A 17,922-nucleotide genomic window follows, 5' to 3' on the forward strand; every position below is an offset into this window, starting at 1 on the left:
ACTCACTCGTTGCTCAGTTTTGAGAGCTCAAACTCTCAAACACATGCTCGTAACTTTCGACCGACACATTCCGTGAACGGCCCGAAAGCAAGCGAGATTGTTCCTTGAAAACTGGATATCGAAACGAAAAATGCGAATTAGAACATTCCTTTTAGCTGAACTTGTGTCAACAAGTTTATATATTAGTGAAAACTGCATTGCTCATCCGAGCAATTGGTTAAGCTACTAAGAGCACACGGAGGATGCCTAGGCGCTAGGAGCCGATGAAGGACGTGGCGAACAACGATACTGCCTCGGGGAGCTGTAAGCAAGCTTTGATCCGGGGATGTCCGAATGGGGAAACCCAGCTGGCGTAATACCCAGTTACTCTTGTCTGAATACATAGGGCAGGAGAGGCATACCAGGGGAACTGAAACATCTAAGTACCCTGAGGAAGAGAAAACAATAGTGATTCCGTCAGTAGCGGCGAGCGAACGCGGAACAGCCCAAACCAGGGAGCTTGCTCTCTGGGGTTGTGGGACGTCTCACATGGAGTTACAAAGGAGCCGGTTAAACGAAGAGGTCTGGAAAGGCCCGCCATAGAAGGTAAAAGCCCTGTAATTGAAAGTCTGCTCCCTCCGAGACGGATCCCGAGTAGTGCGGGGCACGTGAAACCCCGTATGAATCCGGCAGGACCATCTGCCAAGGCTAAATACTTCCTAGCGACCGATAGTGAAGCAGTACCGTGAGGGAAAGGTGAAAAGCACCCCGGAAGGGGAGTGAAATAGAACCTGAAACCGTGTGCTTACAAGAAGTCAGAGCCCATTTTAGGGGTGATGGCGTGCCTTTTGTAGAATGAACCGGCGAGTTACGTTCCCGTGCAAGGTTAAGGTGAGAAGCCGGAGCCGCAGCGAAAGCGAGTCTGAATAGGGCGACATAGTACGTGGACGTAGACCCGAAACCGGGTGATCTACCCCTGTCCAGGGTGAAGGTGCGGTAACACGCACTGGAGGCCCGAACCCACGCACGTTGAAAAGTGCGGGGATGAGGTGGGGGTAGCGGAGAAATTCCAATCGAACTCGGAGATAGCTGGTTCTCCCCGAAATAGCTTTAGGGCTAGCCTCGGAAAACAGAGTCGTGGAGGTAGAGCACTGATTGGGTGCGGGGCCCGCAAGGGTTACCAAGCTCAGTCAAACTCCGAATGCCATAGACTTACTTCCGGGAGTCAGACAGTGAGTGCTAAGATCCATTGTCAAAAGGGAAACAGCCCAGACCATCAGCTAAGGTCCCCAAGTGTGTGTTAAGTGGGAAAGGATGTGGAGTTGCACAGACAACCAGGATGTTGGCTTAGAAGCAGCCATCATTGAAAGAGTGCGTAATAGCTCACTGGTCGAGTGACTCTGCGCCGAAAATGTAACGGGGCTAAACACACCACCGAAGCTATGGCTTGATCTTATGATCAGGGGTAGGGGAGCGTTGTATAAGGGTTGAAGGTGTACCGTAAGGAGCGCTGGACATTATACAAGTGAGAATGCCGGTATGAGTAACGAAAAGATCAGTGAGAATCTGATCCGCCGAAAGCCTAAGGGTTCCTGAGGAAGGCTCGTCCGCTCAGGGTAAGTCGGGACCTAAGGCGAGGCCGAAAGGCGTAGTCGAAGGACAACAGGTCGAAATTCCTGTACCACCGTAAATCGTTACGAGCGATGGGGGGACGCAGTAGGGTAGTGACGCAGGCTGATGGATGCCTGTCCAAGCAGTGAGGCTGGTTAGTAGGCAAATCCGCTAACCGCAAGGCTGAGCTGTGATGGGGAGTGAAAATTACAGTAGCGAAGGTCATGATCTCACACTGCCAAGAAAAGCCTCTAGCCAGATGAAGGTGCCCGTACCGCAAACCGACACAGGTAGGCGAGAAGAGAATTCTAAGGCGCGCGGAAGAACTCTCGTTAAGGAACTCGGCAAAATGACCCCGTAACTTCGGGAGAAGGGGTGCCCCGGTAGTGTGAATAGCACGAGGGGGCCGCAGTGAAAAGGCCCAAGCGACTGTTTAGCAAAAACACAGGTCTGTGCGAAGCCGTAAGGCGAAGTATACGGGCTGACGCCTGCCCGGTGCTGGAAGGTTAAGGGGAGCGGTTAGGGATTTATCCCGAAGCTGTGAACCGAAGCCCCAGTAAACGGCGGCCGTAACTATAACGGTCCTAAGGTAGCGAAATTCCTTGTCAGGTAAATTCTGACCCGCACGAATGGCGTAACGACTTGGGCGCTGTCTCAACGAGAGATCCGGTGAAATTTTAATACCTGTGAAGATGCAGGTTACCCGCGACAAGACGGAAAGACCCCATGGAGCTTTACTGCAGCTTGATATTGAATTTGGGTACGATCTGTACAGGATAGGTGGGAGCCTGAGAAGCATGAGCGCCAGCTTGTGTGGAGGCACCGTTGGGATACCACCCTGATCGTATCTAGGTTCTAACCTGGTGCCCTAATCGGGTACGGGGACAGTGTCAGGTGGGCAGTTTGACTGGGGCGGTCGCCTCCTAAAGAGTAACGGAGGCGCCCAAAGGTTCCCTCAGAATGGTTGGAAATCATTCGAAGAGTGCAAAGGCATAAGGGAGCTTGACTGCGAGACCTACAAGTCGAGCAGGGACGAAAGTCGGGCTTAGTGATCCGGTGGTACCGCATGGAAGGGCCATCGCTCAACGGATAAAAGCTACCCTGGGGATAACAGGCTTATCTCCCCCAAGAGTCCACATCGACGGGGAGGTTTGGCACCTCGATGTCGGCTCATCGCATCCTGGGGCTGAAGTAGGTCCCAAGGGTTGGGCTGTTCGCCCATTAAAGCGGTACGCGAGCTGGGTTCAGAACGTCGTGAGACAGTTCGGTCCCTATCTGTCGTGGGCGTAGGAAATTTGAGAGGAGCTGTCCTTAGTACGAGAGGACCGGGATGGACGTACCGCTGGTGTACCAGTTGTTCCGCCAGGAGCACCGCTGGGTAGCTATGTACGGACGGGATAAGCGCTGAAAGCATCTAAGCGTGAAGCCCCCCTCAAGATGAGATTTCCCAGTATGTAAGACCCCTTGAAGACGACGAGGTAGATAGGCTGGGGGTGGAAGTGCAGCAATGCATGGAGCTGACCAGTACTAATCGGTCGAGGGCTTATCCAAGAAATGCAGGTTCTAAGATCGCAAGTTTCGTTTCGAATCCAGTTTTCAGAGAGCAATCTCTGAGTGAAAAACGGGTACATCACTTGATGTGCGGATCGTTTTTCAATCCAAAGCAAAATCGTTTGGTGGCGATGGCGGAGGGGTTCCACACGTTCCCATCCCGAACACGACCGTTAAGCCCTCTAGCGCCGATGGTACTTGGACCGCAGGGTCCTGGGAGAGTAGGAAGCCGCCAAGCGAAGAACCACTGCCGATGTAATCGGCGGTGGTTTTTATTTTTTTATAGATATATTTAGTGAATTTATGCATCAAAAAAAGGCCTTATTATATAGTACATTTTGACAAACATACCATTCCAATTGGAACGGTAATTTGTCTCATCTTTTCATTTGTCCTCAGTGTACATACATATGTGTTCAACAGACAGTACACCCTATAGAAGAGGGCGGTTTTCCTTGACAGTCTAAATAGCGCTTTGCTATCATGGCAATAATAAATTTTTAAGTAACGTACTTTTTAGGAACATACAGCCTGGAATCAACAGATTTTGGACCGTAAAGCAGAGCACATATTAAGGAGGAACACCCGCGTGTGGGAAGACAAATTTGGTAAGGAAGGCTTGACCTTCGACGATGTTTTGCTGGTGCCACGGAAATCCGAGACACTGCCTAAGGAAGTAGACGTATCCGTTCGTTTGAGCGATAACGTGAAATTGAACATCCCTTTGATCAGTGCCGGGATGGATACCGTAACAGAAGCAACAATGGCAATTGCCATCGCTCGGGAAGGCGGCATTGGTATTATCCATAAAAACATGTCCGTCGAACAACAGGCTGAAGAAGTGGACCGTGTTAAACGTTCCGAGAGTGGCGTCATCACCAACCCGTTCTCTCTCACTGCCGATCACCTGGTATCTGATGCTGAAGCGGTTATGGCTAAATACCGGATTTCCGGTGTGCCGATCGTGGATGCCGATCAAAAGCTGGTCGGTATTTTGACAAATCGCGATTTGCGTTTCATTCACGATTACGGAATCAAAATCAATGATGTAATGACTCGTGAAAACCTGGTAACTGCTCCTGTCGGCACAACGCTGCAAGAAGCCGAGGGGATTCTGCAGAAGCATAAGATCGAGAAGCTTCCTTTGGTGGACGAGACGAACACCCTTAAAGGGCTCATCACCATTAAAGATATCGAAAAAGCAATTCAATTCCCGAACGCAGCCAAAGATGCTCAAGGACGCCTGCTCGTCGGCGCAGCGATCGGCATTTCCAAAGATACGTTCGAACGTGCCGAAGCATTGGTACAAGCCGGCGTGGACCTGATTACGGTTGATTCCGCTCATGGTCATCACATTAATATCCTAGATGCGGTTCGCCAACTGCGTGAACGTTTCCCGAACCTGACCATTGTTGCAGGCAACGTTGCAACGGGTGATGCAACACGCGACTTGATCGAGGCAGGTGCTTCGGTAGTCAAAGTGGGTATCGGCCCGGGTTCGATCTGTACAACCCGTGTTATCGCGGGAATCGGCGTTCCGCAAGTAACGGCCGTATACGATTGCGCAACGGTTGCACGCGAATACGGTGTACCGATCATCGCCGACGGCGGGATCAAATATTCCGGCGAGATTACAAAAGCTCTTGCTGCCGGGGCTCATGCAGTTATGCTGGGAAGCCTGTTTGCAGGTACGGAAGAAAGTCCGGGCGAGTCGGAGATTTATCAAGGACGCCGCTTTAAAGTATATCGCGGAATGGGTTCCCTCGCTGCCATGAAACAAGGCAGTAAGGACCGTTACTTCCAAGATGACGACAAGAAGCTCGTTCCTGAAGGGATCGAAGGCCGCGTTGCTTACAAAGGGCCGATCTCGGATACGATTCACCAGTTGATCGGAGGTCTGCGTTCCGGAATGGGATACTGCGGGACAAGCAACCTGGAGCAGCTGCGCAACGATACGGCGTTTATCCGCATTACCGGTGCAGGGCTTCGCGAAAGCCATCCGCATGATGTACAAATTACAAAAGAGGCACCTAACTACTCCTTGTAATCAGAAGGGTGTCATTTATTCCCAAGGCAGGCTCGGCGATTTTCGCCGGGCTTGTCTTTTTTTGCGGATACCCCTGTGATAGAATAGTAAGGGTGGTTACGGACCATGGGCAAACGAGGGCGAAGCGACATTGTTGTTAAAATTGCCCGGACAAGCCTGTGGCGTTTTTATGAAGGGTTTCTCGTTTATTGAAGTCCTTCCTGCATGGGCCTTATTAAGAGGCACCGATGCAGTTTCTGTTTTATCATTATGAAGCGCATATGTCCTTCTACATAAGCATGTAGATATGCTGATTAAGTGACGATCGATCTTGTACTTTCAGAGCGACGGCATCGCTCTTTCGATACAGCGCATATACAAAGAAAAAGATTCACACCAACATCTGCACGGTTCAGGGCAAAAAAATATCACAGTTCAAGCTGTTCCACAGCTTCGGATGTGAAGGGAGAATTCACTACATTGAAAGCTAAACGAACGAATAAAAATAAACGCCAATTGCTCAAAAAAAGCGTAGCGTCGATGATGCTGGTCAACATGCTCTGCATGTCCGCGGTCATGCCGGTCATGGCGGCAGCGAATAATTCGGGTCAGGTTCTTACTGCGGCAGCTACCAAAACACAAACGGCAAAAGCAGCACAGATTCCATCCGTGGATTCCCTCGGGCTGAAGGTTAAATCGGCGATTCTCATGGAGGCCTCCACAGGGGAAGTTCTTCTGAATGTGAATGCGAATGAAGCTATGCCACCTGCGAGCATGACCAAAATGATGACGGAATATATCGTGGCTGAACAGGTCAAACAAGGAAAATTCAGCTGGGATGACGTCGTTGAGGTTAAGGATAACGCAGCAAAAAGTATCGGTTCCCGCATTTTTCTGGCCAAAGGGGACAAGCATACAGTTAAGGAGCTGTACATCGCGATGGCCGTAGGCTCGGCAAATGATGCTACGGTTGCGCTGGCGGAATATGTCGCTGGCTCTGAAGCCGAGTTCGTAAAAATGATGAACGAAGAAGCACAGCGTATGGGCATGAAAGATACGTATTTTATTAACTCTACAGGTCTTGACCGTGCTGACATGCCGGAGGATTACCGTCCTGCCGAAGACAAGGAAACGGTGATGTCGGCGTATGATGCGGCGATCCTATGCAGATACATCATTAAAGACCATCCGGACTATAAGGATTTTACGACGATTCAATCCTACAAATTCCGTCCAAACGACAAGGCGCCAATCATTAACTACAACTGGATGCTGGAAGCAAATAAAGATATCACCAACTTCAAAAGCTTTGCTTACGAAGGTTTGGACGGCATGAAGACAGGTCACACTACGAAAGCAGGCAACAATTTCACGGGAACTGCTGAGCGTAATGGATTGCGTTACATCAGCGTAGTAATGGGCACCACTTCTGAAGCAGCACGCTTTACGGAAACACGGAAGGTACTGGATTATGGATTTAACAATTTTGAGGTCAAGCAGGCAGTTGCTGCAAAAACGAAGGTAACCGGTCTGGAATCCGTTCCTCTTAAAAAGGGGAGTGAAACAACAGTTCCTGTCGTGACCGATAATGCGGTAAGCTTTGTCGTTCCGAAGGGTACGCAGAACCTGGATGTTACGTTCAAGACGAACGTATCGAACGATAACGAACTGGTGGCCCCAATCAAAGCAGGAACCAAGGTTGGAACGGTAACCTACACCTATAAAGCGGACGGCATGGAGCCTCAGGAGAAAACGGTAAACCTGATCACGGCAGAAGACGCGGAAAAAGGCGGATGGTTCCGGTTGTTCTTCCGTGCCATTAAAGATTTCTTCGTTGATCTGTTCGACGGAATCAAGAACCTCTTCTAACGAGCAGGGCCGATCCGAACCATCAATGAATATTACGCAAAGGTGGCAGCAGAGGATAAGCCTTTAGCCGTTTGCGTGTTATTCGATCGGATGGATTGTAACTTGGTTGGTTTTCCGGTAAAATATCAAGTTAGGATTCTACGTATAATCTGATGATTTTCCAGCTTAAACACAGTAATGAAATCTCCAAACTTGCCCCTTCCGAGCGCATGCAGGATCGTGGCATGTAAGGGAAGGAAAATGCGAAAATGAAGATTGGCGTTTTGGCACTTCAAGGTGCGGTAACCGAACATATACGCAGCATCGAACTTGCCGGGGCAGAGGGCGTACCTGTCAAGCAGGTTGAGCAATTGGCTGAATTGGACGGCCTGATCCTTCCTGGCGGAGAGAGTACGACGATAGGCAAGCTTATGCGCAAATACGGCTTTATGGAGGCCATTCGTTCTTTTGCAGCTGAAGGAAAGCCTGTTTTCGGCACATGCGCGGGATTGATTGTTATGGCAGAGCGTATAGCTGGACAGGAAGAGGCTCACCTGGGCCTTATGGACATGACGGTATCCCGGAATGCGTTTGGTCGTCAGAGGGAGAGCTTTGAAACGGATCTGCCTGTCAAAGGCATTGAAGGACCGGTAAGGGCCGTATTTATACGCGCGCCTTTGATCGAAAGCGTAGGGGAAGGGGTAAATGTGCTTTCTACCTATAACCATGAAATCGTCACAGCTCGTCAGGGGAACTTGCTGGCATGCTCCTATCATCCGGAGCTTACGGACGATTATCGTCTGCATGCTTATTTTGTAGACATGGCTCGTTCCGCTAAGAATGCTGTACCTAACCATGAATAAATAATGCACAACCTATGATCTCCCGATATCGATCACCCCTGTGATGGTTATGCCATTGCTCAGGAATTGTATGTGATCAGATGCCTGATGTTGCCCGTATCTGCTTGATGAGACAAAGCGGGGATCGCAGCGTGGGGTATCTTGTCACCGGGAGATAAAGGTTGTTTTTTTGGTTCCATGAAAAGCGAAGTTATAAGGGCTCCCTAATAATGCCGATAAAAGAGTAAGGGGCTTATTACGCGGAGGATTTAGGAGGGGTAGTAGTGCTTGATGTAAGAATTTTGCGAAATGAATTGAATCGAGTGGAAGAAGCGCTTAACAACCGCGGCAAGTCGTTGGACCTGATCTCGGGGTTCACCGAGCTGGATACCAAGCGCCGCGAGCTTCTGCAGGAGAGCGAAGCGTTGAAAAACCAGCGAAACACCGTTTCCGCCGAGGTGGCCAAACGCAAAAAAAACCGTGAGAATGCGGATGAACTCATCGTTGAAATGCGTGAGGTTTCTGATCGGATCAAAGCAATGGATGAAGAGGTTCGCGAACTGGAAGCCCAAATCAATGACCTGACCATGGCTATTCCCAACATTCCAAACGAGAGCGTGCCGGTGGGCGCATCCGAAGAGGATAATGTGGAAATTCGCCGCTGGTCCGAACCGAAAAGCTTTTCCTTTACACCAAAAGCACATTGGGAAATTGCGCAGGAGCTGAACATCCTTGATTTTGAAGCGGCTGCGAAAGTTACAGGTTCCCGGTTTACTTTCTACAAAGGGCTTGGAGCACGTTTGGAGCGTGCACTGATCAATTTCATGATGGATCTGCACAGCGATCAGCATGGATACGAAGAAATCTTGCCTCCTTATATCGTCAACCGAGATAGCTTGTTTGGTACAGGCCAGTTGCCAAAGTTCGAAGAAGATTTGTTCAAACTGAAAGATACCGAATATTATCTGATTCCGACAGCGGAAGTTCCCGTCACGAACTATCATCGCGAAGAAATTTTGAACGTGGAAGATCTGCCGAAGCATTTCGTGGCGTACAGCTCTTGTTTCCGTTCCGAGGCCGGCTCCGCCGGTCGAGATACACGCGGTTTGATTCGCCAGCACCAGTTCAACAAGGTGGAGCTGCTCAAACTCGCGACGCCAGAAACCTCGTATGAGGAATTGGAGAAAATGACCCAAAATGCGGAGCGCGTGCTTCAATTGCTTGAGCTCCCTTACCGTGTTTTGACGTTGTGCACAGGGGATATGGGCTTTACATCTGCCAAAACGTACGATCTAGAAGTATGGTTGCCGGAGAGCAATACGTACCGTGAAATTTCTTCTTGCTCCAATTGCGAGGATTTTCAGGCACGCCGTGCCAACATCCGCTTCCGCAGGGAGGCTAAAGCGAAGCCGGAATTCGTACATACCTTGAATGGTTCCGGTCTGGCGGTTGGCCGTACCCTTGCAGCAATCCTGGAAAACTACCAGCAAGAGGATGGTTCGGTTGTGATCCCTGAGGTTCTTCGCCCTTATATGGGAGGCATTAGCGTAATCACCCGCCGTTCGTAGGCAATAAAAACCAAGTGGGGATCCGGCGTAACATTTCGTAATAAAACGCCGGATTTTAATCCCACATGGAGCAAAGTAAAAGGGTTGCTTCCGCATATAATGATGTGGTATGATATGTTTCGTGGCAACTTTATAGTTCTTTATAACCTGGAGAGATACCGAAGCGGTCATAACGGGGCGGTCTTGAAAACCGTTAGAGTGCAAGCTCACGTGGGTTCGAATCCCACTCTCTCCGCCAACTTATAATAATGACAAGGATTTGGGCGTATATGCCTGAATCCTTTTTTGATTTTCTTGGCTTTATAACGCTAACGGCAGCCTTCCATTCGCGTTCGAAGCAGATGCATAAAAACATGCTCAACGCCGCAACTTATAGGGGTGGAGGTGGTCAATAATGAACCGCGAGTTGAACATGGATCAAAATGAGCTTGTGGACGCTTGGCAGGAAGTGCTGCCCCAGGTCTTGAATGTAGGCGATCAGGCACAGGTAATGGCCGATGAAGCCGATCAGCAAGCGATACGCATACACATCGAGACGGCAGGGCATCAGATGTATTCCTTCGACTTTAAATGTGCTTACGTGGACTCGCGTGAAGTCGAGGTCCAGCTCGTGGACGTTGAACGGGATGGCAGAACTACCGATGAGCGCACCGAATCCATACAAGAACTAGCTTACGACTATAAACGTCACATCCATGAATGTGCCCAGTCTTTGCAGTCGAAAACGAACCGATAACTTGTGATCCAAAGGAGTGAGGAACTTGAGCAAAGCCAAAGCAGGCGTGGACAAAAATTTGCAAAACGTTGCCGCCGATCTGGAGCAGACTGTCGTCAATAGCCATCATGCCCAACAGATACAGCAGGATACCAACGACCGTCGCCATCAGGATTCCTTGAATCATGATAAAACGGAAGACATGGACCCATCCCATTCCTAATCTCTTGTACTGGAGGTAACCAAATGAGCAAACCAAAGGCTGTGCCCGTACCCGAAGCTCAAGATTCCGGACAAAATCATCGGGATTCACGCAAGGATTCGACCATGCAAGAGCCATTATCCGGGTCGAAAAAAGTAAAAAACCGGAACCATGTGGGTCACTTGAATCCTGAAGGCTAGGCAGAATCAAAATATAACGGATTTTATATATTTAGCAAGACATAAAACTCTGGTTACCTAACCAGAGTTTTTGCGTATTAATACATATACCTTGGGATGGTAACGGTGCGCGCCTAAACCTAACATAGGTCTTTCTAGCTATTTTTCCGTGTTGGGACACAAATTTCCCAAAATGTGTTTCCGTTTTTCAATTTATGGTTTATCATTGAACTTGAATTGCTTTTTTGGGGGCAGACACACGAGAGGAGAGAAACAAATCAATGACAAAACGTATGGGGGCGCTTCTTCTTACATTGCTGTTGACGGTATCTTTGGCATTAACCGCATGCAGCAGCAAACAAGAACCGAAAGAAGCGTTAAAAACAGCAGCAGCGAACGCATCCAAACTGACTTCGTATGAGATGAAATCCAACTTTACCATTAACGAACTGAGCTATAAACCACAGGACCAATCGACGCAGGATCCGACCGTAACTCAATTCATGAGCATGCTGAAGGATGCCCAGCTGAATATTACGGGTGTATACCAAGCTGAGCCAATGCAAACCGAAATGACTTTAGGCATCGAGCTTAAAGGCGACATGGGCATGACGTTCAACATCCCGATGGTCTTAACTGCGGAGAAAATGTATGTTAAGGTTCCAAGCATTCCGTTCTTGCCGATTCCGGAAACGTTGGTAAACAAATTTGTCGAGATTGACCTGAAGCAGCTTGCTGAACAGGAAGGTACCGAATGGAACCCAAGCGCGATGGATGCGGCCAAAACGCAAAAGCTGAGCAACGAATTGATGGATGCCGTACTTAGCGAGTATGACCAAAACAAGTTTTTCAAAAACCTCGACACCAAGGATGCAAAACTGCCTGAAGGCGTAGATGCAAAACAAGTGGTTCAATTCACGGTAAACAATGACAACGTGAAGGAAGCCGTTACCGTATTGGTAACCAAAGCTTTGCCTAAAGTGATCGACATTATTTCCAAAGACGAATATCGCGAAGTGCTGCAACTGACGCAAGAAGATATCGATCAAGCTAAATCGGATTTGAAACTGACCGAGGAAGATAAAGCGGAGATGGAAAAGGATCTGGATAAACTGAAAGATGTACTGACCATCAATGCGTTCAACATCGATTTTGCCCTGGATAAACAAGACTTCCCGGTATACCAAAAAATGAATGCAGACGTTCTGATCAAAGATCCGGATACGAAGGATGAAATCAAACTTGCATTTACCGCATCGAATACGTATACGAAAATCAATGAAAAACCAGCATTCCAAATTAACATCCCTTCTGGCGATGACGTCATCAAAATGGATGAGTTGGAAGAACTGATGAATAGTTCTTACGGCTACTAAGCCTATCTGAAATAAAAACAAACCGTCTTTTCGTAAAATGAAGGAGTGCTCCTTCATTTGAACGGAGGCGGTTTTTTTCTATACAAATGGGAAAGGCGAGAGATAAACTAAATAAAAACAATATTACGCAACGAAACAGGAAGGAGAAGGCAAGCATGACCCTTGGAGATGAACAGCTTGCGCTGGAATTCGCCCGGCATCCTGTTCGTGTTTACGGTGTTTATCGCACGTTACTGGAAGCAGAAAAATACTATGATGGCCACAAAGAAAAGCGAACCGAGAAATGCGCATTGCTCTTGGTGCTTAATGGTCGGGCGGAATTTCGTTTTACGGATATTCAGGGCCAACTGTGCAGGCTTTCACTACAGCCCGGGAATTCCTTTATTGGTGGTTTGAATATGAATTTGGAAATTCAGGTTGGGGAAGAAGACTTCGAATATGTACTAATTCATTATATGCCAGTATCCTTAATGGAGGGAGGGGGTTATCCGGCCCATACGCATATGATCCAGGAAATCAATATGGATCAGAACGACTCTGAGGTGAGCCTGCAGGCAGAGCTGATGCTGGCCCTTCTTGAAGTAGCTGCGAAGCCGGGGCATATGGAACAGTTGGAGAAACAGACATTGTTCTATCGTTTGCTCGAATCGGTGCTGCGCGCATCAAGGAACACCCGGAATCGGGAGAGCGGCAGAATAATGAATGCGGCGCAGGAGTTTATTCATCGTCAATACATGGAGCCGTTGACACTGGAAGGCTTGGCGGCGAGGTTCGGGATGAGATCCAAATATTTTTCTCACAGATTTCAACAGTATTCGGGAATGGGTCCGATGCGCTACCTTTCTAAATATCGCTTGAATCGGGCACGGGAACTACTTGAAGTAGGCAACTATAGCGTAAAGGAGGTTGCGGCCAAGGTAGGTTATGCAGACCCGTATTACTTCAGCAGGGTTTTCAAATTGCATATGGGCTTGGCGCCTTCCGAGATAAAAAAGAAGGGTAGGGAAGGGAAAAATCCATCCTGAATCGGACGATATCCATTGTATAAACAAGCTTCATCCGTATAATTGATAATGATAATTGTTATCATATTCGAGTGCGATACACACTGGAGGAATAATACGGATGTACAGAAAAAAGTATAAAAATAGAGGATTATTAGCTGCTCTCATCGTTTTGGTCTTCATGCTGGCGGCTTGCTCGGGACAATCGGAATCGGGTCAAACGCAAACAGATACACGACAGAGCGCTAACGAGAAGGCTGAAAACTCGAAAACCTCGGTGGATCCGGAATCGACGGAAGAGGCAAACGTAACTTATCCACGTACGATTCAGGATGCTCGTGGAAGCGTAACGTTGGAACAGCAGCCGAAAAGGGTAGCTCTCGCTCATTGGGGATTGAGTGATGATCTGTTGGTTTTTGAGCTGGATTCGATCGCCATCACGCTTCCATTTACGAAGAACCAATCTTTGTTGGATAGCGATATTTATAAACCATATGTCGAAGGAAAGAAACAGATCGAAGTGGTAGGTGAAAATACGCAGGTTAACCTGGAAGCACTGCTCGCCTATGATCCCGATTTGATCATTGCCGGAAGCGAGACCAACAAGGATATTATCGAGCAGCTTGACCAGATCGCTCCGACCATTGTTATAGATGAGACCAAAAGCGATGTTTTCAAGGAGTGGCGTGCCACCATTAACGAGTTCGGTAACATTTTGGGACAAGAAGAGACAGCGCAGAAATACATCAGTGATTTTGACGGCAAGCTGGCCGAGGGCAAGAATAAGTTGGCATCGATGGATGGCACGGTTGCCTTTCTGCAAATTCGGGAGAAACAAGCTTACCTGCAAGGGAAAGACTATATTACCGAGTATTATGAAGGTCTGGGATTGACACCGCCATCGACCGAGGCTGGAGAGTTAACGCTGGAGGGGCTGGCTGAGCTCGATCCGGATTATCTCTTCCTGGGATACTTCAATATGGAAGACCCGTCATTGCCGGCAGTTTCCGATGAGTGGGAAAAAAGTGCTGTCTGGAAGGGGCTCAAAGCCGTCCGAAATGGACATGTGTATAAAATAAACGGACAGATTGCATTCGGATTTGGTCCTATTAGCAAAAATTACGGAGTAGAAGCGATCGTCCATGCGGCTCAGGCCGAATAACGTCATAAAAAAACTGCACTGCCAACATTTCTGTGTTGAGGGTGCAGTTTTTTATGTCCTCACAAGATCATTCGTGTTCTTCGGGCAGATCCTCAGCAACAATGGCATAAATCCGGTGATCCTGATATTCGCCGTTGATTTTGAGATATTTACGGGCGATGCCCTCGGCCTGAAAGCCGTTCTTCTCCAGTACGCGCTGCGACCCCATGTTGGAAGGCAAAATGGCAGCCTGAACACGATTCAGCTTTAATGCCCGGAAGGCATACGCTACAGCCAGCTTGACAGCCGCAGTCATTCGTCCGCCGCCTTGATAGTCGGGGTGAATAAAGTAACCCAAATCCGCATAGTTGGCAACGCCATGAACGACGTTGTTAAGACTCACCTGACCGATGAGGGCATCGTCGCCCAATGAAAAAATCCCGAATTGATACCCCGTTCCTTGTTCGGCCGCGTTCATTCGATCTGCAAGACGCCTGGTCTGGGCATCCAATGTGTAAAACTCGTCGTCTCGGATCGGTTCCACAGCTTGGTAGGGGACACGAGTAACCCGGATCATGTTCAAATAGGGCTCAGCATCCAAAGTGGTAAGCAAACGCATGCGGATCCCGTTAGGGGTATCATAAAGGGTCAAAGGCATATACAGCACGTCCTTTCATAAATAAACCAGTGTTATTTTTTTCGTAATCGCCTGAAAAACTCAGTTAAAAGCGAGGCACATTCCGGCTGCAAAATGTCCGCGATGACTTCGGTTTGATGGTTAAAACGAGGCTCCTGCAACAAATTCATCAACGTTCCAGCGCAACCGGCCTTGGGATCGGCAGTACCGAAAATTACGCGCGGCACCCGTGATTGCACAATAGCTCCCGCACACATTGGACAAGGCTCCAGCGTAACGTACAGGCTGCAGTCCAATAGGCGCCAAGCACCAATCGTTTCGCTGGCTTGCCGAATGGCTACCATCTCCGCATGAGCGGTTGAATCGAGAGTGGTTTCCCGCAGGTTGTAACCGCGTCCAACAATACGATCGTTTTGAACGATGACGGCACCGATCGGAACTTCCCCCAACGCTTCGGCTTGGCGTGCTTCGGCAATGGCTTCCCGCATCCAGAATTGATGCCGCTCCTCCTCGGAATAGGATGAGAAGTCAGTAGGGATGGAATGATCAAACATGCTTTAGTCAAACTCCTTCCAGAAGAGAACAATGTAAGAGAACAAACATTCGTTTGTTAACATGTTGTGTATAAGTCTGTGGATAACAGAGTAGTTGCTCACATAGTTATAAACAGGATATCCACAAGCCTGTGGATTTGTGTATAAAATCATGATTGATTTTATTGTAGATGCGAAAATGACAAAAAACAATGAATTTCGACCTGATGACCCAAACGGTAACTTTTGGACTGTGGTCAATTCTCCTTTTCAAATACCCATTCAACCGTTATGATGGATATAGTATTTGCCATATATCGCCAAAGGTACAAGCCAAGAGGTGAACAAAAAATTTGTCTATCAAAACGAAGTTATCCATAATCATGTCGTGCTCGGTGTTTGTCATACTCGTTTTGAACATCGCGCTAAATTATTATACTACGGAAGAAAACCTGCGACAGGACAGTGAAATGAAAATGGTGCTCACGGCCAAGCAGATTGCAATCGCTGTCGAACAGAACCAGTACAGTTCGAATTATGTCACACGGCAAATCGGCAACAATTTGTGGCTTGCATCCATCATAGCTGCCGAAGAGCTGGACCCGGATATTAATAATATCACAAATGAAGAACTGGTTCGCCTGAGCCAAAAGGTCGGCGTTTCCCATATTTCGCTGTTGGAGCAAACCCCGGACGATATTGTCGTCACCCGTTCCTCCGATCCAAGGGAGATTGGATTGTCCACCAAATCAATGAATTATTGGTATGAAGCATTCAAGCAGTTGTTCGATAAACATCAAGTTACGATTCCGCAAGGTCAAACGAAGGACCATTTCTGGTCAGACGGTTTCGAGTACTCCACTTCAAGCCCGTCGGATGTAGATATATGGGGCTATTATCATGATGGCAAGAGAAACTACATAATCAATCCCTTCTATAATAACGCCGAAGTTGATGACTATGTGAAGATCTCTAGCCCGAATGAGATACTGAACAAAATCAGAGAGGTCAATCCTTCCATTCTTGAAATTACCGGAATCAACCCTCTGACCTTCGGGAGTCCAACCATGAACGTGGACGGGAGAGACGAGAAGTTCAACAAGCTCAATAATAAACCCATCCGTTTCGGCACGTACCAGTACGGCACTGCTGAAGAAGATCATCGAGCCGTAGTCAAAGCCGTACGCACAGGCCAGAACGTCACCTTCGTGAGCCAAGCGCGTGGTCAAAAAGTGCTCAAAAGCTTTATTCCGATCTTTGCGCCGAATCAGTCCTCATACGTTATCAGCATCGTCACGGACTATAGGCAGATCTCTTCCATGATTTCCGAACAGTTGGTCAGCCATGCCTCAATCTCCCTGGTTCTGCTGGAGATTGTGATCTTTGGCAGTTATTTGCTGGCAGGGTATATTACGCGTCCGATTCAATCCATTCTGGACAAGGTGAACGATGTTGCCGACGGGCATTTCGACTTCCGCCTCAAAATTCGAAGGAGAGACGAACTGGGACAGTTGGCCAACCGGATCAATGCCATGATTCGCAATCTCGGACATTACACGAATCGCCTCAAGCAGATGTATGAGGAAAACAGGGCCGTAAAGGAACACCTCGAATCCGTCATCAATCAGACTGCGGATGCCATACACATTACCGATCTGGAAGGTAATGTGCTTAGGGTCAATCGGGCCTTCGAACAGTTATACGGATGGAAGAGCCGGGAGGTAGAGGGACGTAAGCTCAGAATCATTCCTCCGGATGCGGAGGAAGAGATGATGGAGCAGCATGCCCAACTCGTTGAGGGATTATCCATTACGTCCAATGAGACGGTGTGGATGAAGAAGGATGGAAGCCGGGTTGAAGTTAGCGTCAGTACAGCTCCGGTGAGAGACGAGGAAGGGGAAATTACGGCGCTCATCAGTGTATCGCGAGATATTACCAACCGAAATCGCATGGAAGAGCTCCTAAGACGCTCGGAGAAGCTGACGACCGTTGGCCAGCTCGCCGCAGGTGTGGCGCATGAAATTCGCAACCCGTTAACAACGCTGCGCGGATTTTTGCAGCTCCAACAACAGACGAACAAGTTGAACCATCGCCATTTGGACCTGATGTTATCCGAATTGGACCGAATCAACTTGATTGTGGGCGAGTTCTTGATTCTTGCCAAACCCCAGGCTGTGCATTTTCAGGACCGGGATATTCGCTTCATTCTGGGAGACGTGATCTCGTTGCTCGACAGCCAGGCGCATTTGCACGGCGTTGAATTTATATTGAATGCCTCGTCCGAATCGGCTATGGTACACTGTGAAGAGAACCAACTGAAGCAGGTATTTATTAACGTGCTCAAAAATGGCATGGAGGCCATGCCTGAAGGTGGGGCGATTCGGATCAAGCTGAAGTATATGGAGGAACAGCAGCGGGTGCGAATCGAAATCAAGGATGAGGGCATCGGTATTCCTGAAGAGATTATGCCCAAGCTGGGTGAGCCGTTCTTTACGAACAAGGAGACCGGCACGGGTCTGGGTCTAATGGTCAGCCAGCGCATCATTCAATCCCATAAGGGCATGATGGATATTAAAAGCGTCATGAACAAAGGGACTACCGTAATCATTGAGCTTCCTTCTTCCGGGCTGCAGCAGCAAGAGGAGAAACATCAGGAAGAAGATGAGGAAGAGCAGCCTCCTTTGGCAGACAAAGAGAATTAGATGGGGTG

At 48.4% G+C, this 17,922-nt stretch carries 13 protein-coding genes, 1 tRNA gene and 2 rRNA genes; 14 read left to right on the forward strand and 2 right to left on the reverse strand.

The genetic code is table 11. The features are described from left to right. Positions 1–215 precede the first annotated feature (215 nt). From SNR34_RS00405 to SNR34_RS00465, 13 genes are all read left to right on the forward strand, one after another. Positions 216–3,141, forward strand: a 23S ribosomal RNA gene (locus tag SNR34_RS00405). Between the two features lie 121 nt (positions 3,142–3,262). Then, positions 3,263–3,379: ribosomal RNA gene (gene rrf, locus SNR34_RS00410) — 5S ribosomal RNA — on the forward strand. 351 nt (positions 3,380–3,730) lie between these two features. Then, on the forward strand, positions 3,731–5,188 hold the full coding sequence (gene guaB / locus SNR34_RS00415; RefSeq protein ID WP_236421473.1) for an IMP dehydrogenase: 1,458 nt from the start codon (positions 3,731–3,733) through the stop codon (positions 5,186–5,188). Between the two features lie 459 nt (positions 5,189–5,647). Continuing rightward, positions 5,648–7,036, forward strand: a complete 1,389-nt coding sequence (locus SNR34_RS00420) for a D-alanyl-D-alanine carboxypeptidase family protein (RefSeq protein WP_445259727.1) — start codon at positions 5,648–5,650, stop codon at positions 7,034–7,036. A 248-nt stretch (positions 7,037–7,284) separates the two neighbouring features. Next, positions 7,285–7,878, forward strand: coding sequence for a pyridoxal 5'-phosphate synthase glutaminase subunit PdxT (gene pdxT / locus SNR34_RS00425; RefSeq protein WP_486180931.1), 594 nt, complete (start codon positions 7,285–7,287; stop codon positions 7,876–7,878). A gap of 263 nt (positions 7,879–8,141) precedes the next feature. Continuing rightward, positions 8,142–9,425, forward strand: coding sequence for a serine--tRNA ligase (serS, locus tag SNR34_RS00430; protein ID WP_236421475.1), 1,284 nt, complete (start codon positions 8,142–8,144; stop codon positions 9,423–9,425). Between the two features lie 149 nt (positions 9,426–9,574). Next, positions 9,575–9,663 (forward strand) — tRNA-Ser (locus SNR34_RS00435). A 156-nt stretch (positions 9,664–9,819) separates the two neighbouring features. Then, complete coding sequence (locus SNR34_RS00440; protein ID WP_236421476.1) at positions 9,820–10,161, forward strand: hypothetical protein; 342 nt, start codon at positions 9,820–9,822, stop codon at positions 10,159–10,161. A gap of 25 nt (positions 10,162–10,186) precedes the next feature. Then, positions 10,187–10,363 (forward strand): hypothetical protein, encoded by a 177-nt coding sequence (locus SNR34_RS00445; protein ID WP_236421477.1) that lies wholly within the window; start codon positions 10,187–10,189, stop codon positions 10,361–10,363. A gap of 23 nt (positions 10,364–10,386) precedes the next feature. Beyond that, the gene (locus SNR34_RS00450; protein WP_236421478.1) at positions 10,387–10,542 is read left to right on the forward strand and encodes a small acid-soluble spore protein P; all 156 of its coding nucleotides are present in this window, start codon (positions 10,387–10,389) and stop codon (positions 10,540–10,542) included. A 260-nt stretch (positions 10,543–10,802) separates the two neighbouring features. After that, entirely contained in the window at positions 10,803–11,897 is a 1,095-nt protein-coding gene (locus SNR34_RS00455) for a hypothetical protein (RefSeq protein ID WP_236421479.1), read from the forward strand. Between the two features lie 155 nt (positions 11,898–12,052). Then, a complete protein-coding gene (locus SNR34_RS00460) occupies positions 12,053–12,922 on the forward strand; it encodes a helix-turn-helix domain-containing protein (protein ID WP_236421480.1) in 870 nt (289 codons plus the stop codon). Between the two features lie 100 nt (positions 12,923–13,022). Beyond that, entirely contained in the window at positions 13,023–14,063 is a 1,041-nt protein-coding gene (locus SNR34_RS00465; RefSeq protein ID WP_236421481.1) for an ABC transporter substrate-binding protein, read from the forward strand. A 67-nt stretch (positions 14,064–14,130) separates the two neighbouring features. Here the strand turns inward: SNR34_RS00465 and SNR34_RS00470 are convergent, their stop codons facing one another. Both SNR34_RS00470 and tadA read right to left on the reverse strand, forming a co-directional pair. Then, positions 14,131–14,700 carry a GNAT family N-acetyltransferase gene (locus tag SNR34_RS00470; protein ID WP_236421482.1) on the reverse strand — a complete coding sequence of 190 codons (570 nt, stop codon included), beginning with the start codon at positions 14,698–14,700 and terminating at the stop codon, positions 14,131–14,133. Positions 14,701–14,732: 32 nt separating this feature from the next. Further along, positions 14,733–15,233, reverse strand: a complete 501-nt coding sequence (tadA, locus tag SNR34_RS00475; RefSeq protein ID WP_343262788.1) for a tRNA adenosine(34) deaminase TadA — start codon at positions 15,231–15,233, stop codon at positions 14,733–14,735. A 332-nt stretch (positions 15,234–15,565) separates the two neighbouring features. Here tadA and SNR34_RS00480 point away from each other — a divergent pair, with 332 nt between their 5' ends. After that, positions 15,566–17,914, forward strand: coding sequence for a PAS domain S-box protein (locus SNR34_RS00480; protein WP_486180932.1), 2,349 nt, complete (start codon positions 15,566–15,568; stop codon positions 17,912–17,914). Positions 17,915–17,922 lie beyond the last annotated feature (8 nt).

This window comes from Paenibacillus sp. XP01 (genome assembly GCF_057364885.1).